Source organism: Nostoc cycadae WK-1, from assembly GCF_002897135.1.
Classification (GTDB): domain Bacteria; phylum Cyanobacteriota; class Cyanobacteriia; order Cyanobacteriales; family Nostocaceae; genus Nostoc_B.
On sequence record NZ_DF978449.1, the window covers coordinates 31,040 to 54,627 of the forward strand.

Genomic DNA, 23,588 nt, shown 5'->3' on the forward strand with positions numbered 1-23,588 from the left:
ACCTCAAGTTACTGAGTCGCCATCGCCAGAACCAGAAGTAATACCTACACCTCAAGTTACAGAAGTTCCTGAAAAACCAGAAACTGAGCCTTTAAAATCTAGATTAGGTAAATATTTTCAGCGTCGTCTGCTTCCAACACCTTAAGAGGAGGAATGAGAGATGGAAGTTTTAAACGCAAAGGGGCGCGGAGGTAAACGCAAAGTTACGCTGAGTTTTCTTTGCGTCTTTGCGCGAGACAAAAAATTAATAAGTCTAGTTTAAAAGATACTCAATTCTAATTTTTGGGCTAAAGCTTCAATAAAAGCGATCGCCGCTACGGAATTTCCGACTGTATCTAAGGCGGGACTGTAGCAAGCGATCGCTCCGATGTTTGGTACTATGGCTAACATGGCACCACTAATGCCTGATTTCATCGGTAAACCAATTCTGAGAGCGAACTTAGCCGAGTCTTGGTAAAGTCCACACATCAACATCACGGCGTTAACTATCCGGTGATGCTGTAAATTATTTCCACAAGCTAAGGCTTTTCCTAACAAAGCTAAATCTTCTACTCTGCCTGAGATACAGCATATTTGCTCATAAGTGTCAAGAGCTATTTCAGGATTGTCAAGACAATTTTTTTCTGCGAGATAATTGGTGATTGCTTGGTTAATTAGTGAACGTGAAGCACGTACTGAAGCCAGCATGACTTCATCTAAATACACTTGGGAACCTGTTAACTGATTTAACCACTGACAAAGATGTGAAGTGCGATCGCTTGCAGTTTTTCCTGGTAATTTATCAGCTAAAGTAATTGCACCACTATTAATCATGGGATTACGGGGATAGCCGTTATCAGCAATCAATTGATCTAAAGAATTAAAAGCAGCATCCGACGGTTCAACCCCAACCCATTGTAAAACGGTGTCCGTTCCCATATTTTCTAGCAGATACAGAAAGGAAAATGCTTTGATGACACTCATCAAGGGAAACACACAATCTGTATCGCCTGAACTATAAGGTTGTTCTGAGACACAGCAGATGTGAACCGCAAACCAAGTAGGATTAACTACAGATAATTGTGGGATGCGATCGCACACTTTACCCTGTACAGTCTGAATCTTAACTTGTTGCACCCAAGCAGCCAAATCAGTGGTAGTAAGTTTATCCAGTTTGCTCAAAAGTGATACAGCCTCAAGATTATTCTCAGTAATGTATAGCAGTAAACAGTCAACAGGCTTAAAACTTTCTTTTTGTCTAGGTTACGCAGGCATCTCACACGTCATTATTAATTTCTTAATTAAGTTATCTCCCCTACACCCATTTCAAAGGATATCTCATGACTCCCCGCGTCAGAGCGCCAGAATTTCCCCAAAATTACACTTGGCTGAATACTGACAAACCTTTGTCCTTAAAACAACTTAGGGGTAGAGTTGTCATCTTAGACTTTTGGACATACTGCTGTATTAATTGCCTGCACATCCTACCAGACTTGAAATATCTCGAACATAAATATAAAGACAGCATTACAGTAATTGGTGTTCACTCCGCCAAGTTTGACAACGAACAAGAAACAGAAAATATCCGCCAAGCTATTTTGCGCCATGACATTGAACATCCAGTTTTAGTAGATCAAAATTTTCGTGTATGGCAAGAATATACTGTGCGTGCTTGGCCGACATTCATGATTATCGATCCAGAAGGTTATGTAGTTGGCTATGTTTCTGGCGAAGGTAAGCGTGAGGTTTTAGACGAGTTAATTACAAAAGTAATTGAAGAACACCAGCAAAAAAGCACTATCAACTTTCAAGAAATTAACCATATTTTAGAAAAGCAGCAACAACAAATAATTTCACCCTTAGCTTTTCCAGGAAAAGTCTTAGCCACGCCAATAGGTTTATTCATCGCTGACTCTGGACATCACCGCTTAGTTATAAGTAACTTTGATGGCGAAGTTCTTCACATTATTGGTACAGGACAACCTGGCTTAACTGACGGTAGTTTTAGCAAAGCACAGTTTTCTGCACCACAGGGAATGGTATTTGATAGTGAAAATCAAATCCTATTTGTTACTGATACCGAAAATCATGCTTTGCGGCGAATTGATTTGCATCGCCAAATGGTCGAGACAATTGCAGGAACTGGAGAACAAAGCCGTAACATTCATCCTCATAGTGGTGTTGGTTTAGAAACTGCACTCAATTCTCCTTGGGATTTAGTCAAAAGTGGGAATACCTTATTTATTGCAATGGCGGGTTCTCATCAAATTTGGCAAATGAACTTAGCCACCAACATTATCAAAACCTATGCTGGTACAGGTGCAGAAGGTTGTGTTGATGGTTCACTGACAGAATCAGCTTTTGCTCAACCTAGTGGTATGACTACAGATGGACAAAAACTGTATATTGCTGATAGTGAAATTAGTACAATTCGGAGTGTAGAAATTGTTGAACCATACCAAGTCACAACTATTTGCGGTAGTCAGCAGTTATTCGGTTTTGGCGACGTGGATGGACAAAGTACAGATGTAAGGTTACAACACTGTATGGCGGTAGAATATGCGGAAAATTTTCTGTGGGTAGCAGATACATACAACCACAAAATTAAATTAGTTAGTCCCAGCACAGGTAATTGTCAAACCATTTTGGGAGATGGTTCTGCGGGTTTACAAGATGGACAAGGTAAAAATAGCCGATTTTTTGAACCTTCTGGATTGAGTGTTATGGGTTCAAATATATATATTAGTGATACCAACAATCACGTTATTCGCTGTGTTAATTTAAATAATTTTACAGTGGCGACAATGCAATTTTCTGGTTTGTGTGCGCCAGATATATGTATTCCTAAGAATCAAGACAATCTGCTATAGCAGTCCTAAATCATTTGTGGAATTCCCTTTCTTTTCCTTCCTCTCCTTCTTTGTGTTCTTTGCGGTTCGTCCAAAAGAATACTTTTTCACAACTCAGATAGGATTGCTATATGAACTTAGTAATTTTTGATATTGATGGTACACTCACCAATACAAACCAGATTGATGAAACCTGCTTTATAAATACCTTTGCTTCAGAATTTGGATTTATTGATATTAATTCAAACTGGGCTGAATACAAGAAAATTACAGATTCCGGCATTACTCAGCAAATTTTTCAGGAAAGATTACAACGTCAGCCATCAGAATTAGAAATCAAAAGATTCAAACTTGCTTTTGTTGAAAAACTCCAGCAGGAAATTATCACACATAAACATCTATTTAGTAGTATCCCTGGTGCAGAAAAGGTATTAGCTGAATTACAAACCTCTATTACATGGTGTGTAGCGATCGCAACTGGTGGATGGTATAATTCTGCTCTATTAAAACTGCAAGCAGCCGACTTAGAAATACACAATATTCCCTTAGCTTCATCTGATGATGGCATTTCTAGAGAAGATATTATTAATGCTGCTATTCTCAAAGCTAAGAATAACTACAACATAGAAGAATTTACCAAAATTGTTTTTATCGGGGATGGTATTTGGGATATTAAAGCTGCGCGTAATCTAAATATTAGTTTCATTGGGATAGCCAATCACCAAGCGCCAGAAAAATTATTAGATGCTGGTGCTAAAACGGTGCTGCAAGATTTCGATAACTGCGACTTTACCAAACTACTCGATGCAGCAGAAGTCCCAAAATATAACATTCCATTCCTTCTGCATATTACACAGCACCTGTCATGGGAACAAGCTAAAGATAATGATATTTATATAGCAGAATCTCTCGTCAACGAAGGTTTTATTCACTGCTCAAAAGTAGCACAGATTATCCCAGTAGCTAACAGATTTTTTTATAACCAACAAAAATTAGTTATATTATTAATTGATAGTCAAAAAGTTGAAGCAGAAATTCGCTACGAAGCGGGTGAAACCGGAGAAATATTTCCGCATATTTATGGAAGTTTAAATATAGATGCGGTAACTCAAGTGATAAATTTTGCATCAGGAGTTAATGGCTACTTCGATTTACCCAAGCAACTGCAAGATTTACTCTCGGAAACCGAATAATTTAAAATATTTAATCCGACAAGTATATTTAGCAATACCGATTGTTTATTTAGTTACCATTGTTAACAAATAGCTAGAGCAGATCTGTATTGACAAGATGTCCAATTCAAAATTTAAACTATAATTTAATCTAATGATAAGCATAGAGTCTTGGGTGAGAGTTAGCTGATCCGCTTCTTTTAAGCTAATTTTACGCAAGAGTCAGTCTATGCTTAAGACAGAAAGATAAATGCAACTTTGGTAATGAACAATAGATAAAATGAACAAAGTTAGCCTGAATGTCTAATCGCCAAAACCTATATATCTCATGGATTTTGCTAATCTTGCATCCCAGTTGAATGCTGGAACAATTCTGCCAGAGGGAATTGTGATTGTTACCCTCTTAGGGGTTTTGATTGTTGATTTGATTTTGGGGCGTACATCCGCACGCTGGATTGGATATCTAGCGATCGCAGGTTTACTAGCTGCAATTGTCGCCCTGTGCTATCAATGGGACGCTATCAACCCCATCTCTTTTAGTGGTGGCTTCACTGGTGATGACCTCAGTATTGTGTTTCGCGGTATTATCGCGTTGTCTGCCGTTGTCACGATATTGATGTCAATTCGCTACGTTGAGCAGAGTGGTACTGCTTTAGCCGAATTCATCGCCATTTTGCTGACTGCTACTCTAGGAGGAATGTTCTTATCTGGCGCTAGTGAGTTAGTGATGATTTTCATCTCACTAGAAACTTTAAGTATTTCCTCTTATCTGCTGACAGGCTATACCAAGCGCGATCCTCGTTCTAACGAAGCGGCGTTGAAATATCTGTTGATTGGTGCTGCTAGTACAGCAGTATTTTTATACGGCGTTTCGTTGCTGTACGGTTTATCGGGTGGTCAAACAGAATTAAGTGCGATCGCCAACGGTATCATCACAGCTAAAGTTAGCCAATCCCTCGGTTTGGTGATTTCGCTCGTTTTCATCATTGCAGGTATTGGCTTCAAAATTTCCGCTGCACCCTTTCACCAGTGGACACCAGACGTTTATGAAGGCGCTCCAACTCCAGTTATTGCCTTTTTATCTGTTGGTTCCAAAGCCGCTGGGTTTGCTTTAGCCATCCGCCTACTAACTACCGTCTTCCCAATGGTGGCTGACGAATGGAGATTTGTGTTTACAGCCCTCGCCATTCTCAGCATGATCTTGGGTAATGTGGTGGCTCTCGCACAAACTAGCATGAAACGGATGCTGGCTTATTCATCCATTGCTCAAGCTGGGTTTGTGATGATTGGCTTGATTGCTGGTACAGAGGCGGGATACGCCAGTATGGTATTTTATCTGCTGGTTTATTTGTTTATGAACCTGTGCGGTTTCACCTGCGTGATTCTCTTCTCCCTACGCACCGGAACCGACCAAATTAACGAGTACTCAGGTTTATATCAAAAAGACCCACTGTTGACATTAGGCTTGAGTATTGCCTTGCTCTCACTAGGCGGTATTCCACCACTAGCGGGATTTTTTGGCAAAATCTACTTGTTCTGGGCTGGTTGGCAAGCTGGTCTTTATGGCTTAGTTTTGCTAGGTTTGGTAACTAGTGTTGTCTCCATCTATTACTACATTCGTGTAGTCAAAATGATGGTAGTTAAAGAACCCCAAGAAATGTCCGACGTAGTGAAAAACTATCCCGAAGTACGTTGGGATTTGCCTGGATTAAGACCTTTACAAGTAGGGTTAGTAGTTAGCTTAATTGCGACTACCATAGCCGGGATTTTGTCAAATCCACTGTTCACCTTAGCGAACAATTCCATTTCTCACACGCAAATCTTACAAGCAACAATTACTAAAGTGAGTACAGTTCCTCTAGAAGAACCAGAAAAGCTGTAGCTTACTTTATACCTGTATTTATGGCTAATAGCTAATCATTGATGATGAAAAGCTATTAGCCATTTTTATTTGATAAAAACTCTACAATTAATCTGTAGCAATAGGCCAGATGCTTAAGCAAAAAAATGGCACTCTGTCACCTACTATATCTAAATTAAATTTTGGAGATGCTGCACTAACTGGGGTGCCTGTAACACTCCTTCAATTTTATCTACAGGCTTACCCTCTTTAAATAACATGAGTGTTGGCAAGGCTTCAATACGATATTGACTAGCCAATTCGGTGTATTTTTCTGTGTCAATTTTAACAATGCGTAGACGGTCTTTTAATTGAGCATTTACTTGATCTAAAATCGGCCCCATCATTTTGCAAGGGCCACACCATTCAGCGTAAAAATCTACTAATACAGGTACATCAGAACCAGAAAGCATTTCTTCAAAACTGTTGAAATGTTTTTTAGTGGCCATACGACACACACCGAATTTTTATGGATTGCTTTTAATCTTAATGCGTGCTTTCAAGAATAGCTGTAACATTATTTTATTTTTATAGTCAATGGTCAATAGTTTGCTCTTCGCGCCACAAATATTGTCCTTGAGTGAATTAACAAGCACAAATAGCCATAAGATTATTAGCGCGGTAATTCAAAAGCTTAAGGAATAATTTATGGAAGTTTTGCCAGAAAACTTGCAAAGTCTTAAAGGAAAAGTAGCAATTGTTACTGGTGGTTCGCGGGGCATTGGAAAGGCGATCGCACTCGAATTAGCAAAATATGGAGCTAGTGTAGCGGTTAATTATGCTAGTTCCAGTACAGCAGCAGATGAGGTAGTTACCGATATTACTGCTGTTGGTGGACAGGCGATCGCATTGCAAGCTGATGTTTCGCAAGCAGATCAAGTAGAGGCACTAATCAACGCCACCACAGAAAAATTTGGTCGAGTTGATATCTTAGTTAACAATGCCGGAATTACCCGCGACACATTACTTTTGCGGATGAAGCCAGAAGAATGGCAAGCTGTAATTGACCTGAATCTGACTGGCGTTTTCTTATGTACCCGCGCCGTCAGTAAAATCATGCTCAAGCAACGTTTCGGGCGAATTATTAACATTGCCTCTGTTGCAGGACAAATGGGCAACCCTGGCCAAGCAAATTACAGTGCTGCCAAAGCAGGAGTCATTGGTTTTACTAAAACCGTTGCTAAAGAACTCGCTACTCGCGGGATCACAGTGAATGCAGTCGCCCCTGGTTTTATTACCACCGATATGACCAGCAATCTCAGCAACACCGAAGAAATTTTAAAATTTATCCCTCTTGGTCGCTATGGGCAACCAGAAGAGGTAGCTGGGATGGTGCGCTTCCTTGCTGCCGATGCCGCCGCCAATTACATTACAGGGCAAGTTTTCAATGTCGATGGTGGTATGGTGATGTAATGACGCGACGCTTCTGCGTCGCTAACGCTGCGCTATCGCGGACTCGCTAACGCTGCGCTAACGGAATTACGAATTATTTAAGATTCTTTGGCAAACTGTAAAGCCTAACAAAATAATGATGCTCACACTGGTAGCAACTATGACAGACAAAGGCATATTTCGGATGTGCATTGCCAGCAAGTTGCCAATTAAGGTAATTGTCCAAAGAGTAAATGCAGCGTGACTTTGCGAGAACCCCCAAGCTAATAAACGGTGGTGTAGGTGATCCTTGCCAGGAGTACTGAGGGGGTTTTTTCCTGCTAATAGTCGCCGTAAAAACACTTGGGTAGTGTCTAAGACTGGTAATAACAAAAATAAAACTGTCGGTACTAAGGAAAAGACTGTAGTTACCTGCAAGTCACCTAAAATACTGGTCGCAGCTAAAACATAGCCAAAAAAGTATGCTCCCGCGTCACCCATAATGATGCGCGAGGGGTGGAAGTTGTGGCGTAAAAAACCTAAAGCTCCACCTCCTAAAGCTGCCAAAACTAAGGTTGCTGCCGCTTTGTTAGGAAATTGGGCGGAAACTGCCAACAAACTCATAGCGGTAATAAAACTGATCCCGCCAGCCAATCCATCCATTCCATCCATCAAATTGATGGCATTGGTAATCCCAACAACCCAGAGTACTGTAATCAACATTGATAACAGTGAGTCTATGGGCGTGCCGAACACAACTTTGATGCTGATGCCATTGGCTACCAGCAACAAGGCTGTGATGATCTGTGTCCACAAGCGCACAGAAGGGGGTAAACCGAACTGATCATCAATAAAGCCGACTAAAACTAGGATTGAGCCTCCTAGTAGCACAGTTAAAACCTGCGCCAAAACACTTTGTAATTCAATCGGTCGTAACAGACTTGCAAGAACTAACGCGGCAATTACTCCTGCATAAATAGCCAAACCCCCAGCATTCGGTAAAGGTTCCCGATTTAGCCGTCGCGCATTTGGTTGGTCAGCCCAACCAACCCGCAGGGCAAACTTGCGTACTGTGGGTATTAAGCGCCATGTCACTAGCCAAGCAAAAAGAAACGTAAATACTACTGCCAACCAGCCGATGCCGCTTGGGTCGGCAATACCCAGAGACTTAAGGGAGTTGTATAGATTCATCTCCCAATTCAACCATTACTGCCTGTATCCTACATGAGCATCAAATGTATATTAATCAATTTTTTAATAAAAGGTACTGGAAAACTATGAAGTTAAAAGGTAAAAGTAAAAAGCTTATTTTGCCTTTTTGCTTTTTACTTCTTCAGTACCCAGTACCAATCCTGATCAATTCCATTTATAATCTGACCAGCTTGGGTTATTAGCACTCTGAGTCTGTGAGTGCTAAATTGTCTAATGGAAGCGCTAGAGAAGTGAAACATGGCTAAAATTATTTCCTTTGATGAAGAATCACGGCGGGCGCTAGAACGAGGTGTCAACGCCCTAGCCGATGCAGTGAAAATTACTTTGGGGCCAAAGGGTCGTAACGTCCTGTTAGAAAAGAAATATGGTGCGCCCCAAATTGTCAATGATGGAATCACGGTCGCTAAAGAAATTGAATTAGAAGACCCTTTAGAAAATACTGGTGCGAGACTGATTCAAGAAGTAGCATCTAAAACTAAGGATATTGCTGGGGATGGTACCACTACCGCCACAGTTTTAGCACAGGCATTAATTAAAGAAGGTCTGAAAAACGTTGCGGCTGGTACTAACCCCATCAACTTAAAGCGCGGGATTGACAAAACTATCGAAGCGCTAGTAGCAGAAATTGCCAGAGTGGCTAAACCAGTAGAAGGCGATGCGATCGCACAAGTAGCCACAGTATCTGCGGGTAACGATGAAGAAGTCGGCAGGATGCTGGCAGAAGCAATGGAAAAAGTCACCAAAGATGGTGTCATTACCGTTGAAGAATCCAAATCCCTGACCACTGAACTCGAAGTAGTAGAAGGGATGCAAATCGATAGAGGTTATATCTCTCCGTACTTCATTACTAACAACGAACGGCAGATCGTTGAATTTGAAAATGCGCGTATCCTGATTACCGATAAGAAAATCAACAGCATTCAAGAATTAGTTCCCGTACTCGAAAAAGTTGCCCGTTTGGGTCAACCACTATTGATTGTTGCGGAAGACGTAGAAGGAGATGCCTTAGCAACTTTAGTAGTCAACAAAGCACGGGGTGTTTTGACTGTGGCTGCTATCAAAGCGCCTGGATTTGGCGATCGCCGCAAAGCTATATTGCAAGATATTGCCATCCTCACCGACGGTCAGTTAATTTCTGAAGAAATTGGTCTGAGTTTAGATACTGCTTCTTTAGAAACTTTGGGAACTGCCCGCAAAATCACCATCGACAAAGAAAACACCACAATTGTCGCTGGTAGCACCACTAAGCCAGAAATTCAAAAGCGGATTGGTCAAATTCGCAAGCAGTTAGAAGAAACTGATTCGGAATACGACAAAGAAAAACTGCAAGAACGCATTGCTAAATTAGCTGGCGGTGTTGCAGTAATTAAAGTTGGTGCAGCCACCGAAACCGAACTCAAAGACCGCAAACTGCGGATTGAAGACGCACTAAACGCCACTAAAGCAGCCGTAGAAGAAGGAATTGTTCCTGGTGGTGGTACAACCTTAATTCACTTGTCTACCAAAATAGACGAAGTTAAGCACAGCCTCAATGAAGAAGAAAAAATTGGGGCAGATATTATCAAACGCGCTTTAGAAGCACCCTTGCGCCAAATTGCTGAAAATGCTGGCGATGAAGGTTCTGTAATTGTTTCTAAAGTGAGAGAAACCGAGTTTAACGTTGGTTACAACGCTGCGACCGGTGAATTCCAAGACTTGATTGCAGCGGGGATCATTGACCCAGCAAAAGTCGTACGTTCTGCCCTACAAAACGCCGCTTCTATTGCGGGAATGGTTTTGACCACTGAAGCGATCGTTGTCGAAAAACCAGAGAAGAAAGCTGCTGCACCTGATATGGGTGGTATGGGCGGCATGGGTGGTATGGGCGGTATGGGTGGTATGGGCGGTATGGGTATGATGTAAGCTCTACCTTCCCAGATAAATAATATCTTTATCTTTTTTCACAGTTTGCCTTGCCAAGGCAAGCTGTTTTTTTATACACTGACTGATTTATTAGCAATCCAGCTATACAATTTGGGCTAATGCCAATTAATAGTAGTTGACCAATGACTGATCACCAATGAAAATTGACAATTAACAAATGATTAGTAAAATTCGCCGTCTCACCAAAAAAGTACGTAAGCCAAACTTCCCGGATTTTTATCATCAACCAGGAACCATACCGGGAACTCTGATTATTGATGAAGATGCCGAAGCGCCCACAATTGTTTTGTTTGATTACAATCAAACAAACTTTATCCGTAAACAAATAGCAACTCCAGAAGAGTGTCTGAATTACTTGGATACAGAATCTGTTTCTTGGGTCGATGTCCAAGGTCTAGGTAATCAAGATATATTACAGCGATTAGGTAAAGTCTTTGAGTTACATCCTCTAGTTTTAGAAGATGTAGTCAATATGGGAGAACGCCCTAAAATCGAAGATTATGAAGACCAATTACTAATTATTGCTCGCATGGTAGTTCCGAAAGAAACAACCTGTGGATTTTATAGTGAACAAGTAAGTTTTGTATTAGGAAAACATTATTTGCTAACAGTGCAGGAAGAACCAGAACATGATTGTTTTGATAGTGTCAGAATGCGAATAGATAAAGGTAAAGGCATTATTCGGAAAAATGGCGCTGATTATTTAGCTTATGCTTTGTTAGATGCAATTATTGATGGTTTTTTTCCAGTTTTAGAACTTTATGGTGAACGGATTGAAGAATTAGAAGAAGAGGTAATCCTCAAACCTACACCACAAACACTACAACAAATTTATCAAATTAGACAGGAACTATTACAACTGCGGCGGTCTATTTGGCCGCAAAGAGATGCTATTAATGCGTTAATTCGAGATAGTAGCGATTTAATTAGTGAAGAGGTCAGAATCTATCTCCGAGATTGCTATGACCACACCGTTCAAGTTATGGATATGGTGGAAACCTACCGAGAATTAGCATCAGGATTAATGGATGTATATCTATCAGCAGTCAGTAACAAAATGAATGAAATTATGAAGCTACTAACGGTAGTTTCAGCTATTTTTATTCCTTTAACTTTTGTTGCTGGTGTTTATGGGATGAATTTTAATCCAGATAAATCGCCATACAATATGCCTGAACTAAATTGGTATTGGGGATATCCAGTTTGCTTGGCTTTAATGGTAGCGATCGCAGTTAGTTTACTCATCCTATTTTGGCGCAGAGGATGGCTCGCTAATTTTTCTAGTATTAAACATGATTGAAGCTAAATCATTAAAACTAATTCAGGGAGATAAAATTCCAAATGCTCAAAGGTAGCGGCGATCAAAATTTAGTTGTATTGACACTTTATATTATTGGTGTATCTTACACCTTTAACCGCATGGTTGAATCTATAGATGATAAAATCAAATATGCTTATAAAAGTGATGCAGTCAACGAACAACTAACAACACAAGAACTCAAAGACCAAATTGGAATTTCTTTTAAACTTAATTCTTCCTACTCATTAGAAGATTTAAAAGAATTACAAATTACCATTGAAAATAAATCAGATAATCTAGCTGTATATGTTGACTGGGAAAATAGCACTTTGGTAGTGGAACACACCAAGCAATCACGCCGTGTAATTCGGATTTCTCCCTATTTAACTCGTGACTTAGCAATACCACAAACTCCCAGTTTAATCACCCCGAAAAAAACACTGACTGAAAAGGTGACAGCCGAAGATGTTTTAGAATTGGATTCTGTAGCCGGAACCTATTCTGCAAAAAAACCTCTAGTAAGTATCACTGGCTTAAAGAATGGTGGGCCGCCTCAAAAAAAGCTATATAACGACTTTATGAATCGAGGCAAAGAATTAGAATTTTCTTTACAGCTAGTGTTAAGAATATCTGATGTTCGGGTTGGGATAGCACCAGGGATAAATATTCCACCGATGTATTTGATCAATTGTCCTTTCACGATCAAAAAATTACCTTGGACTTACGCTCTACCTTGGAATAAAAAGAAGAAATAACTCAAATCCGACACATGATGCCATCCAGGATTACACTGTAGTTAGGGAGAGAGTAGGCGCAGGCAGTTGCAGAACCGTCATTAATGATAGTTTTGAGGAAAGTCCGGGCTCCCGAAAGACCAAACTTGCTGGATAACGTCCAGTGCGAGCGATCGTGAGGATAGTGCCACAGAAAGATACCGCTAATCAGTCATTTGTCAATAGTCATTTGTCATTTGTAAAAATACAAAGGACGAAGAACAAAGGACAAATGACCAAATTAGTAAGGGTGCAAAGGTGCGGTAAGAGCGCACCAGCAGCGTCGAGAGGCGTTGGCTCGGTAAACCCCGGTTGGGAGCAAGGTCAGAGGAACTACGGTTGGTCTTTTACCAGTTCCGTGTATGAGAGCCGCTAGAGGCGTTTGGTAACAACCGTCCCAGATAGATAACTGCCATCATGTAAATTTTTTTTACATAGATAACAGAACCCGGCTTACTACCAACTCTCTCTCCTATTCGGATCATTAGTCATTTGTCCTGCGTCCTTTTTTGAGGACTATTGACTATTGACTATTGACTATTGACTATTGACTAATGACTATTGTTTATCCCCGTCGTCAAAGACAACTTGAAAGCTTAGTAAGAAAGTTAGGCTTGCCATTGGATGCACCAATTAAATGGCAACTTTTAGATTTGGCGCTAACTCACCCAACGGTATCTGATACAGCGAATTATGAACAACTGGAGTTTGTGGGTGATGCTGTAGTGCGACTGGCTGCGGCTGTGATTTTATGGGAAAAATACCCAGATTGCCAAGTTGGAGATTTCGCAGCGATTCGTTCGGTATTAGTGAGCGATCGCATCCTCGCCCAATTAGCTAGAGAATATGGTTTAGAACTATATTTATTAGTTGCCGGTAGTGCAACCAGTGATAAAGTCGGTCAAGAATCACGCTTGGCTGATGCTTTTGAAGCTGTGTTGGGTGCGCTTTATCTCAGCACAAATAATTTAGATCTCATCCGTCCTTGGTTAGATTCTCACTTTGAGCAACTAGCAACAGAAATTCGTCTTGATCCGGCTCGGCTCAACTATAAAGCAGCTTTACAAGAATGGACTCAAGCTCAATTTAAAGTTTTACCAGAATATCGTGTTGAGGAAATTAATCATCCCAACCGCAATCAAGAGCGATTTGCAGCAGAAGTTTGGCTCTACGACAAAAAACTTGGTGAAGGTAGAGGACGTTCTATCAAAGCCGCAGAACAAGCCGCAGCCAAAATAGCTTTTTTAGCAGTTAATAATCAGGAAAAAACGTAAAAATAACCTAAATTACGTATAATTTGTATTTTAAATTGGATAAATATCTAAATCAATGTCATACATTAAGTAAAATTACTTAGTGTATTTTGCCATGCGCCTGATAATGCAATGACATCATCTCCTAAGAAAACGGGAAAACTATGATTAACCCCTAATTGGGGAAATTTCCATGTAAGTCCCGAATAGGAAAATGCTAAAAAAATATTTGGTTAATAGTTTAATTTTGTCTTTTTCTCTAGTTCCCTGGCTGGGCGTGGGAATGCTGTTTGAATCTAAAGCCAATGCTTTACCAGGACAAAGTACGGAAGAAGTAACTACTTGGATGAACGCCCATCCGACACTGCGTCCGGGAAATGGTGAAAAATTGTATGTGCAGAAGAGTGACACAGCAGCCCAGCGATTCACTTTTCAAGCTTCGGTGTTACCTCCTGGTAAGGTGGAGTTTGCCAAAGACCGCAGTCGGATTCGTTACGAACGCTTGGCTATGTATGATGCTATTAATGGTATGAGCTTTCAACGTTTGCAAGAATCGTTGCGGATAATTTACGGTTACGATATCTATCAAGATTTTAATCAGGGTCAAGTGGTATATGACTACCCTAGCCAAGGTGAAATAAACTCGGCGCGGTTTGCCAAAACTCCCATTAAAGAAGCTTTACAAGGACAATTGCGTATAGGCGATCGCTATGCTTATTGGATAGAAATAGCTAAACCTCGCAGCGGTAAAGCTTTCACCGGACAAATGACGGTTTTACTCAAAAATGATGTAGAAAAATTGCTCAAAGAATTACAAACTCGTTGAACCTTAACCTCCGCCAAACCCTCCAGATGGCGGGGTTTGCCATAGACCAGAAAAAATACTTTCCGTAGCCAGAGAAATTCTAATTAAATCTTCTTTGAGTAGGGGCGGCCAGTCTACCCCCGCTTTCCGCCCAGCTACATATAAATGCTGTGTCTTTACACCTAACTGATAAAGGGCAAAGGTTAATTCTCGGTCTAGATTGGGTGCATCTTTGAGGGCTTCAAACACGACTTTTAACGCCAACAAAATTGAGGTAATCTGACCGGGAACAGGTGGTTTTCCCTGCTTCATCCGCATCAACAAAGCATCAGGGTTTTCTTCGGTTGTGATTGTTTGAGAGACCAGCAGTTTGCGGGCTGTGTCGTAATTCATTAGCTAAACACAGATAAGAAGGCAGGAGGTAGAAGGCAGGAGGCAGGAGGGAAAGTTTCTCTGGTTTGCATCCTACTTATATTTCAATACGGTTCGTTAACGGGTTAATTTTTTTAGATACCCCCAACCCTCTTTCAAAAGGGGGCTAATAAGCCTCTTTTACCCCCTTTTGAAGGGGGTCGCCGCAGGCTGGGGGATCTTAACTGAACCGTATTGACTTATCATTCTGTCTACCTGCTTAGACACTGCTAATTTATCAGTGTTTATCTGTTGATTCAAATATTTGTTTAACTTTGTGCCTCAATTTGTTTCACTACCGTCAGCGCTGAGTAACTCACGCCAGCTGTACCTTCGCCGGGATGGGTGGAGTCGCCGACTAACCACAACGAGTTAATGGGTGTGCGGTTGGCGAAACCAAAAGGGCCAAAAGTGGGGATTCTTTGACCGATGCCCCCAACTATACCGCGATCGCGTCCGGTGTAATAAGCAAAGGTGCGGGGTGTGGCGGCTTCTTGATAAATGATGGTTTCGGGTTTGAGATAGAAATATTTGTTGAGATGGGCGATCGCTTGTTCTGTATATTTTTGTTTCAGTCCTGGATAATCTGAAGTTTGCCACCATTGTTGATAATCAACGAAAGATGAAGCAATAATTGTCGCTTTGCCTTCAGGTGCGCGACCATCACCAGAATGACTGACGGAAACAAACAAGGAATTATTCTCGCCTATGAGGCCGTTAGCGTCGTAGAGAAATTGTAAATGGGGCGGACAATCTAAAGGAATAGCATTCGCATCTACGCCCAAGTACACAACAAATGCCCCTGATGGTGGTGGGAGTTTTTCTACACGCTGTTTATATCCTGATGGAACTTGATCACCCAATAACTGCACTAAATTTTGAACAGTCACGTTAGCTACCACATGGTCTGCTGGTTCTGTCCAAACTTCGCTTGTTTTTTGGTTGCGGATAACAACGGCGGTGGCTTGAGTATTTTCAACTTTGATGTGTTCGACAGTATGACGCATTAACAAGCGTCCGCCGTCTCTCTCTAAAGCTGTGACTAGGCGATCGCTCAACACCTGCATACTACCTTGCAGATGATACAATCCTTGGGGCAGTTGGGAGACACTCAAAGCTGTTGCGGCATAAAGTAATGCTGTCTCTTCAGCACTGACCTGAGAATACAACTTCAATTGCAAATCTAAAAAGGTTTTCAATCGCTGGTCATTACCCAGTCCGCATAATCTTAAGGCATCACCTACTGTTAATAAGGTGAAAGGCACAGTAATCAAGGTGTTAGGACGCACAGCCTGAATTAATTGCCATAAATCCCACAAGTTACGCGGCGGTAACACTGGGTCACGCCCTTGAAATTCCCAACTAGCCTCAAATAAAGTTGCCATTAGCTGCCAGAATGGTTCGCTACCCGGAAATTGCCGTTGTCTTTCCTCACGCCATTTATCGGGGTCACGCCAAACATTAATAGGCGTGTTTTCACCCGGTAAATAAACTGCACAAGCAGGGTCACAAGGGGTAGCAGGCGGTAAATCAATTCCTAGTTCCGCAAAGATGCGGTGGTGAATTCCTCCTGGTTCCAACCCAGCAACTTGAGTTGCACCAACATCAAAGGTGAACCCTTGACGCTTAAATGTAGACGCACAGCCTCCCGGTACAATGGCTTGGTCAAGGACTAAAACGCTGTAGCCACGATGGGCTAGTAATGCCGCAGCAGTCAGTCCACCAATACCTGCACCAATCACTACAACACGAGATTTACTTTTGTCAATAGCAGTAATGGACATGGATATCTAGTTTATATTTCTTAATATTTCTATTCATAATTTTAGATTACTTAGAAACATTAAGTCTGTAGGCAAAAATCTACTGACGTTAAAAAAGCAACATAAAGTGTACTAACTATCCCAGTGATTAGTATGTTCTTGAGTAAAAAGAATATACATAACGCCGTGTGCAACTTTCTCTCAAACCTAACCCCCAACCCCTTCCCTCGTAGGGAAGGGAGCAAGACTCAAAGCCTCTCCCCGAAGCGGGGAGAGGTTTGGAGAGGGGTTTCAGGAATAAGTCGCACATCGCGTTACATAACTAATGCAACAACAAGAGATATTTTGGGGTGACGGATAAGATAAAGGAATAAGAACGCTGTAAACTCACCACAACCCATGACCTCAACCCTGTTCAAATCTTCTCGTCTCAATTCTCCAACACTACACCGCTTACCTAATGGCTTGACAATCATTGCTGAACAAATGCCCATTGATGTTGTCAACCTCAACCTCTGGATTAAAGTTGGTTCAGCAGTAGAATCTAATGCGATTAACGGTATGGCTCACTTTTTAGAACACATGATTTTTAAAGGAACTGAGCGACTTGCCAGTGGAGAGTTTGAACGTCGCATTGAAGAGCGTGGTGCTGTGACGAATGCTGCTACGAGTCAAGACTATACTCATTACTACATAACTACTGCGCCCCAAGATTTTGCGGAACTGGCTCCACTGCAAATAGATGTCTTATGTAATCCGAGTATTCCTGATGATGCCTTTGAACGTGAGCGTTCTGTGGTTCTAGAAGAAATCCGCCGTTCTGAAGATAATCCCCACCGCCGGACTTTTCGCCGCGCGATGGAAATGGCATTTGATACTTTACCCTATCGCCGTCCGGTGTTGGGGCCAGAATCGGTCATATCTGGGCTAGAACCCCAACAAATGCGAGATTTTCATGCTCAATGGTATCAACCGCCAATGATTACGGCTGTAGCTGTGGGCAATTTGCCTGTAGAACAGTTAATTGAAACTGTTGCTGAAGGATTTACACAGCTAGATAAGAATCAAGAGTTAAGAGTTAAGAGTCAAGATTCAAATAACTATCCTGAATCTGCATTTACCGAAATTGTGCGGCGAGAATTTGTTGATAAAAGCCTTCAGCAAGCAAGACTCGTGATGGTGTGGCGGGTTCCAGGGTTAGCCGAATTAAACCAAACTTATGGATTAGATATCTTAGCCGGAGTTTTAGCACACGGAAGGACATCAAGATTAGTGAGAGATTTGCGAGAAGAACGAGGATTGGTTTCTTCCATCGCAGTTAGCAATATGAGCAATTTACTCCAAGGTACATTTTATATTTCTGCTAAATGTGCAGTGGAAAACATAGCCGCTGTTGAAGATGCGATCGCCCAACACATCCGCCGATTACAAACAGAGTTAGTCACAGAAAAAGAAATCGCCCGTGTCCGCAAACGTGTCGCCAACAGATTTATCTTTGGAAACGAAACCCCAAGCGATCGCAGTGGTTTATATGGTTTCTATCAATCTTTAATAGGCGATTTAGAACCAGCCTTCAATTACCCACTGCATATTCAACAACAAGAAGCTAACGATTTACTCTTAGCAGCTAATCAATATCTCTGTCCCGAAGCTTATGGTGTAGTGGTCATAAAACCAGTGTAAATTTTAGTCATTTGTTATGTGACATTTGACTATGCTAAATGTCCCATTACTTGATTGCTGACGTAATTTCATACTTCATACTTCAGAATGATTTGGACTGAAATTGATGCCCATATTAGTCGGGTAACTGGTGAAAAATTTCAAACTCAACAGCAGCGTTCTGTGAGTGGCGGATGTATTAACCAAGGTTACGCCGTTACTAATGGTGAAATCACATACTTCGTCAAACTTAACCAAGCATCACAAGTTACGATGTTTGAGGCTGAGATGTTGGGGTTAAAGCAAATGTTAGCCTCAAATAGCATTCGTGTACCCAAGCCTATTTGTTGGGGAATATCAGGCAATTCTGGCTATATCGTGTTGGAATGGTTAGAAATGGGTGACGGTAATACCCAATCTTGGGCAGAAATGGGGCTTAAGTTAGCAGAAATGCACAAAACAACCAGCCAACAGGGTTTCGGCTGGGACACAAATAACACTATAGGTTCCACTCCCCAAATCAACACTTGGACAGCAGATTGGGGAGAATTTTATTGCAAACATCGCCTCGGCTATCAATTTCAATTAGCGAGAAGACGAGGCGGGAATTTTCCCAAACAAGATGAATTATTAGTCGCGATTCCCGAACTATTAGCCAATCACGAAGTACAACCATCCTTAGTCCACGGCGATTTATGGGGCGGGAATGCTGGATGCACTGTGTTAGGCGAACCAGTAATTTTTGATCCTGCCACTTATTATGGCGATCGCGAAGTTGATATCGCTATGACAGAACTTTTTGGTGGTTTTCCATCCGCTTTTTATCAAGGTTATCATGCAGCTTTTCCCTTAGATACAGGGTATGAACGCCGCAAAACTTTGTATAACTTGTATCACATTTTGAACCACTTCAATTTATTTGGTGGTGGTTATGGTTCTCAAGCCAATCGGATGATTGACCAAATTTTGCGGTGAGGATTAGGGAATGCGATCGCCATAACTTTGTCCGTTGTCATTTGTATTTACAAAGGACTAACGACTAATAACAGTCTCAATCAAAAAATGTGCAATTGGAACGCACATCAACTTATTAATCCCTACATTTACCATGTCGGAGACAATCGCCTGTTTGATCTTCTCTAGAGAAGATACGCCACGGTACTAAATTAATTTGAGTGTTTATACTTTGACTGGTGCTATTATTAGCAACAATAGATACATGTTTATCACTCGCTAAACTGGGTTCCGCATTGTAAAAATAAGCAGGTAATGCCATTAGTCCAATGCAAATTATCCTATACATACAAACCTCAGCAAATAATTTCCGATTGCGCTATCTGTGAAGATGCCACCTTGATGAATCGGACTTTTCAAACTGAGCATTGTATCAATTTATGCAATGCTACTAGCCGCAGAGACGTAATTTCTAAAATATCAGTTCCATCCCCATATTTATGTAGCTTATAGGATGGTGATGACTCATAAGATGGCTTCCCACTAACTTATGCAATCCTTACCACAAAGAAACAGGAAAAAAATCCTCAATCAGAAATAAACATAATTTTGCTGGTTAGTTTTTCAATTAAAACTGGTGCAACAATACTCATAACTTTGGCAGTGGTGTAAGGGAGTAATAGAATAGTTAACAAATGTTGCCTAATAGCCTACTCATGACTCCTTCATCAGAAGCTGAAACTATCACTAATCCCAATATCGACCTAGAAGGACAAGGCAACTCAGACACTGATCCTCTTGATGAGTTGCCTGGTGAAGTCGAAATGTCTCTGTTCGACCACTTAGAAGAGTTACGACAACGGATATTCTATTCACTAATCGCTGTAGTCATTTTTGTTATCGGCTGTTTTCTAGCTGTCAAGCCGATTGTGCAGTTACTAGAAGTACCAGCAGCAGGGGTCAAATTTCTCCAGCTTGCACCCGGAGAATATTTCTTTGTCTCCTTAAAAGTCGCCGGCTACAGTGGACTTGTACTGTCTACGCCTTTTATCCTTTATCAAGTTATCCAGTTTGTCCTCCCAGGGTTAACACGCCGTGAACGTCGCTTAGTAGGGCCAATAGTTTTAGGGTCGAGTGTGTTATTTATTGGTGGGTTAGTATTTGCCTATTCTGTTCTTATCCCCGCCGCTTTGAGGTTTTTTATTAGCTATGGCGCTGATGTTGTAGAACAACTGTGGTCAATTGATAAATATTTTGAATTTATACTGCTGCTGTTATTTAGCACTGGCTTGGCATTTCAAATTCCGATTATTCAGTTATTGTTGGGTAACTTAGGAATCGTCTCTTCCGACAGAATGCTTTCGGGTTGGCGCTACGTGATTATGGCAGCAGTAATTTTAGGTGCAGTTCTTACTCCTTCTACTGACCCGTTAACTCAAGCTTTGTTAGCCGGCGCAGTTTTAGGGCTTTATATGGGTGGAATTGGGTTAGTTAAACTCACGGGTAAATAATACATAGCAATAGTGAATCAGTCACTCTTGTTTTGATTAGTTTCACCATTTCTTCACCTACACCTTTTGCTGATGCAGGATTTTGTTTGTTAAAAATCAAATACGGCTTGCTTTTAAAAAATATGAAAGACAATTGCCAAAAACTAAAATTTTGTTAGAGTTACTATCTAAATCAGCATAAAAGAATTACATAATTTACTCATAAAATGTATTGCAAAAATTCAAAAGCCTGCAATACATTTAAGTGTGTTACAGTGCCATATCAAAAATAAACTAGCTCAAACTATCCACTCAGAAGCGCGTTCACCTAAATCGAGGGGAATGCTGACAGCTTTACCGAGCCGGGGGCGTTCTTTTGTTTGGGTAATAAATGTTTGTACCTGTGCTGTACCACCTAAAGCATTAAGATAATTAGCGATGGTATCAAGATGTTCTTGGTACTCTGCCTCTGTTAAGGGAAAAGAAGCTTGCTCTAGATATTTCCACATTATTTGCAGAAATATCTTGCCTTGAGTACGGCGGAACTGGACATCGTAAGAATGTCCCCACTTATCAAGTAACAGTTGGTGTAATTCCTTTCCTGTCATAGCTTGTCTCAATTAGATTTTACATTTAGTTATGATGTTAAGTTCCGTAACTCAAGTATGATAGGGATATAAAGAAATGTAATGCTAACAGAAAAGATGCTAAAAGTATCTTGCAACAAAGAAGTTTAGCATCGTTGGTTAGCATTTCGACCCAGACAAGAGTTGCTCAAGCATTAGTACTCTTGTCAGAATGCTTAAACAAAATATACAAAGAGCGAGCGCGTAGGATATGGCTCAATTTTCGGAATCAATGGACGTGCCTGATATGGGTCGTCGTCAATTCATGAACCTGCTCACTTTTGGGACTGTCACTGGAGTAGCTCTGGGTGCATTGTATCCCGTTGTTAACTACTTTATTCCTCCGGCCGCTGGTGGTGCTGGTGGTGGTACAACAGCCAAAGACAGCCTCGGCAACGATGTGAGCGTCAGTCAATTTCTCGACAGCCATAACGTAGGCGATCGCACCCTCGTTCAAGGATTGAAGGGCGACCCCACCTACATTGTGGTCGAAAGCAAAGAAGCTATTACCGATTACGGCATTAACGCTGTTTGCACCCACTTGGGTTGTGTTGTTCCTTGGAACGCTGCGGAAAACAAATTTAAATGTCCTTGCCACGGTTCGCAATACGATGCAACTGGTAAAGTAGTCCGAGGCCCCGCACCACGTTCTTTGGCTTTAAGCCACGCCAAAGCCGAAAACGACAAGATTGTTTTGACCCCCTGGACTGAAACCGACTTCCGCACCGGCGAAGAACCTTGGTGGGCATAATTTTTAGTCAATAGTCCAACGTCCATAGTCCATAGCAACTATTGACCATTGACCATTGACCCTTGACCCTTGACTACTTCATCCAAGAATCGTTGTCCTTATAGAGATGAGAAATTCCTTTACAACAGCGAGGTTAACTCGCAGTGCTAGAGCAATTACTAAAACATTGCTCATAGCGATCGCTACAGTAACATTCTTCTTTACTAGCGATATTGCTCTGCCTCAAAGTGCTGCTGCTTATCCCTTCTGGGCGCAGCAAACCTATCCTGAAACGCCCCGCGAACCGACAGGTAGAATCGTTTGTGCTAACTGTCACCTAGCAGCCAAGCCCACAGAAGTAGAAGTACCTCAATCAGTGCTGCCTGACACAGTATTTAAAGCTGTAGTCAAAATTCCCTACGATACCAGCGTGCAGCAAGTTGGTGCAGATGGTTCTAAAGTTGGCTTAAACGTCGGTGCAGTTTTAATGCTACCCGAAGGTTTCAAGCTGGCACCTGAAGACCGCATTCCTGAAGAACTGAAAGAAGAAGTCGGCGACACCTACTTCCAAACCTATAAAGAAGGTTCAGACAACGTTGTAATTGTTGGCCCCTTACCTGGCGAACAATATCAAGAAATCGTCTTCCCAGTTCTTTCTCCTAACCCAGCAACTGACAAAAGCATCCACTTCGGTAAGTATTCAGTTCACGTAGGTGGAAACAGAGGTCGCGGACAAGTTTATCCTACTGGCGAAAAGAGTAACAACACTGTTTACAACGCTTCTGCTGCTGGCACCATTAGCAAGATTGCTAAAGAAGAAGATGGTGACGGTAACGTTAAATATTTAGTGAACATCACAACCGAAGCTGGTGATGTGGTCACTGATACAATTCCTCTTGGCCCAGAACTGATTGTTTCTGAAGGACAAGCAGTAAAATCTGGTGATGCTTTGACAAGTAACCCCAACGTTGGTGGCTTCGGTCAAAAAGATACAGAAATTGTGTTACAAGATTCCAGCAGAGTTGGTTGGTTAATCGCCTTTGTCTCTCTGGTAATGTTGGCTCAAGTAATGCTAGTTCTCAAAAAGAAACAGGTTGAAAAAGTTCAAGCTGCTGAAATGAATTTCTAAAATTCTCTGATAAATCCTTTTTTATAAAGACAGGCAATATGCCTGTCTTTTTTAGTTCTCAGATTGTTATTTTATCCAGAGTAATTGAAGAGTGCTAATCAGTTTGTGTCCAAGAACAAGGAAAATAAGCTAATAATCACTTAATTTGCTTGTTGAGACCGCAAGGGGGCAGGGGAGCAGAGGCGCAGGGGAGAGGGTTTGAAGTTTTTCCCTAAAATTTCAATTGTGCAACTTGTAAGCACAAAAGCTTATCTATCTAACCCTCTTCTGTCACTTTCCGGATATA

Annotated in this window: 20 protein-coding genes and 1 other RNA gene; 15 read left to right on the forward strand and 6 right to left on the reverse strand. The window is 41.4% G+C overall.

The genetic code is table 11. From position 1 onward, the window contains the following. Positions 1 to 258 precede the first annotated feature (258 nt). Positions 259 to 1,161, reverse strand: a complete 903-nt coding sequence (locus tag NCWK1_RS27430) for a glutaminase (protein WP_103126869.1) — start codon at positions 1,159 to 1,161, stop codon at positions 259 to 261. A gap of 158 nt (positions 1,162 to 1,319) precedes the next feature. Between NCWK1_RS27430 and NCWK1_RS27435 the strand changes: the two genes are divergently transcribed. From NCWK1_RS27435 to NCWK1_RS27445, 3 genes are all read left to right on the forward strand, one after another. Further along, complete coding sequence (locus tag NCWK1_RS27435) at positions 1,320 to 2,849, forward strand: thioredoxin-like domain-containing protein (RefSeq protein ID WP_103126870.1); 1,530 nt, start codon at positions 1,320 to 1,322, stop codon at positions 2,847 to 2,849. Between the two features lie 110 nt (positions 2,850 to 2,959). Then, on the forward strand, positions 2,960 to 4,021 hold the full coding sequence (locus tag NCWK1_RS30530; RefSeq protein ID WP_103126871.1) for a DUF952 domain-containing protein: 1,062 nt from the start codon (positions 2,960 to 2,962) through the stop codon (positions 4,019 to 4,021). Positions 4,022 to 4,328: 307 nt separating this feature from the next. Beyond that, positions 4,329 to 5,882: an NAD(P)H-quinone oxidoreductase subunit N gene (locus NCWK1_RS27445; RefSeq protein WP_103126872.1), complete on the forward strand. Its 1,554-nt coding sequence runs from the start codon at positions 4,329 to 4,331 to the stop codon at positions 5,880 to 5,882. A gap of 149 nt (positions 5,883 to 6,031) precedes the next feature. Here the strand turns inward: NCWK1_RS27445 and trxA are convergent, their stop codons facing one another. Further along, positions 6,032 to 6,349, reverse strand: a complete 318-nt coding sequence (trxA, locus tag NCWK1_RS27450; RefSeq protein WP_096583554.1) for a thioredoxin — start codon at positions 6,347 to 6,349, stop codon at positions 6,032 to 6,034. Positions 6,350 to 6,548: 199 nt separating this feature from the next. On the opposite strand from trxA, the gene fabG reads away from it, so the two are divergent. Further along, complete coding sequence (fabG, locus tag NCWK1_RS27455; protein WP_096583552.1) at positions 6,549 to 7,313, forward strand: 3-oxoacyl-[acyl-carrier-protein] reductase; 765 nt, start codon at positions 6,549 to 6,551, stop codon at positions 7,311 to 7,313. Between the two features lie 66 nt (positions 7,314 to 7,379). Here the strand turns inward: fabG and NCWK1_RS27460 are convergent, their stop codons facing one another. Further along, a complete protein-coding gene (locus NCWK1_RS27460; RefSeq protein ID WP_096583550.1) occupies positions 7,380 to 8,462 on the reverse strand; it encodes an MraY family glycosyltransferase in 1,083 nt (360 codons plus the stop codon). 258 nt (positions 8,463 to 8,720) lie between these two features. Between NCWK1_RS27460 and groL the strand changes: the two genes are divergently transcribed. The 6 genes from groL (at position 8,721) to NCWK1_RS27490 (ending at position 14,558) form a co-directional block, all read left to right on the forward strand. After that, complete coding sequence (groL, locus tag NCWK1_RS27465) at positions 8,721 to 10,385, forward strand: chaperonin GroEL (RefSeq protein WP_096583548.1); 1,665 nt, start codon at positions 8,721 to 8,723, stop codon at positions 10,383 to 10,385. 178 nt (positions 10,386 to 10,563) lie between these two features. Beyond that, positions 10,564 to 11,706 (forward strand): magnesium/cobalt transporter CorA, encoded by a 1,143-nt coding sequence (corA, locus tag NCWK1_RS27470; protein ID WP_103126873.1) that lies wholly within the window; start codon positions 10,564 to 10,566, stop codon positions 11,704 to 11,706. A gap of 41 nt (positions 11,707 to 11,747) precedes the next feature. Continuing rightward, complete coding sequence (locus tag NCWK1_RS27475) at positions 11,748 to 12,461, forward strand: hypothetical protein (protein ID WP_103126874.1); 714 nt, start codon at positions 11,748 to 11,750, stop codon at positions 12,459 to 12,461. A gap of 48 nt (positions 12,462 to 12,509) precedes the next feature. Further along, an RNA gene (gene rnpB, locus NCWK1_RS27480) (RNase P RNA component class A) lies at positions 12,510 to 12,951 on the forward strand. Positions 12,952 to 13,033: 82 nt separating this feature from the next. Beyond that, positions 13,034 to 13,753, forward strand: coding sequence for a ribonuclease III (gene rnc, locus NCWK1_RS27485; RefSeq protein WP_103126875.1), 720 nt, complete (start codon positions 13,034 to 13,036; stop codon positions 13,751 to 13,753). A 193-nt stretch (positions 13,754 to 13,946) separates the two neighbouring features. Next, entirely contained in the window at positions 13,947 to 14,558 is a 612-nt protein-coding gene (locus NCWK1_RS27490) for a hypothetical protein (RefSeq protein WP_103126876.1), read from the forward strand. A 3-nt stretch (positions 14,559 to 14,561) separates the two neighbouring features. Here the strand turns inward: NCWK1_RS27490 and NCWK1_RS27495 are convergent, their stop codons facing one another. After that, positions 14,562 to 14,930 (reverse strand): Dethiobiotin synthetase, encoded by a 369-nt coding sequence (locus NCWK1_RS27495; protein ID WP_096583532.1) that lies wholly within the window; start codon positions 14,928 to 14,930, stop codon positions 14,562 to 14,564. 287 nt (positions 14,931 to 15,217) lie between these two features. After that, complete coding sequence (gene crtD, locus NCWK1_RS27500; protein WP_103126877.1) at positions 15,218 to 16,732, reverse strand: C-3',4' desaturase CrtD; 1,515 nt, start codon at positions 16,730 to 16,732, stop codon at positions 15,218 to 15,220. A 378-nt stretch (positions 16,733 to 17,110) separates the two neighbouring features. Between crtD and NCWK1_RS27505 the strand changes: the two genes are divergently transcribed. The 3 genes from NCWK1_RS27505 to tatC all read left to right on the forward strand — a co-directional run bounded on the left by NCWK1_RS27505 (position 17,111) and on the right by tatC (position 20,838). Then, positions 17,111 to 18,394, forward strand: coding sequence for a M16 family metallopeptidase (locus NCWK1_RS27505; protein WP_103126878.1), 1,284 nt, complete (start codon positions 17,111 to 17,113; stop codon positions 18,392 to 18,394). An 87-nt stretch (positions 18,395 to 18,481) separates the two neighbouring features. Beyond that, positions 18,482 to 19,348 carry a fructosamine kinase family protein gene (locus tag NCWK1_RS27510; RefSeq protein ID WP_187308261.1) on the forward strand — a complete coding sequence of 289 codons (867 nt, stop codon included), beginning with the start codon at positions 18,482 to 18,484 and terminating at the stop codon, positions 19,346 to 19,348. Between the two features lie 695 nt (positions 19,349 to 20,043). Continuing rightward, the gene (gene tatC, locus NCWK1_RS27520; RefSeq protein ID WP_103126884.1) at positions 20,044 to 20,838 is read left to right on the forward strand and encodes a twin-arginine translocase subunit TatC; all 795 of its coding nucleotides are present in this window, start codon (positions 20,044 to 20,046) and stop codon (positions 20,836 to 20,838) included. Between the two features lie 278 nt (positions 20,839 to 21,116). Here the strand turns inward: tatC and NCWK1_RS27525 are convergent, their stop codons facing one another. After that, the gene (locus NCWK1_RS27525; protein ID WP_103126880.1) at positions 21,117 to 21,425 is read right to left on the reverse strand and encodes a DUF3067 family protein; all 309 of its coding nucleotides are present in this window, start codon (positions 21,423 to 21,425) and stop codon (positions 21,117 to 21,119) included. Between the two features lie 229 nt (positions 21,426 to 21,654). Between NCWK1_RS27525 and petC the strand changes: the two genes are divergently transcribed. Together petC and petA are read left to right on the forward strand one after the other, a co-directional pair. Then, entirely contained in the window at positions 21,655 to 22,194 is a 540-nt protein-coding gene (gene petC / locus NCWK1_RS27530) for a cytochrome b6-f complex iron-sulfur subunit (protein WP_015111832.1), read from the forward strand. Positions 22,195 to 22,300: 106 nt separating this feature from the next. Beyond that, complete coding sequence (gene petA, locus NCWK1_RS27535; protein WP_096583522.1) at positions 22,301 to 23,302, forward strand: cytochrome f; 1,002 nt, start codon at positions 22,301 to 22,303, stop codon at positions 23,300 to 23,302. Positions 23,303 to 23,588: the final 286 nt, after the last annotated feature.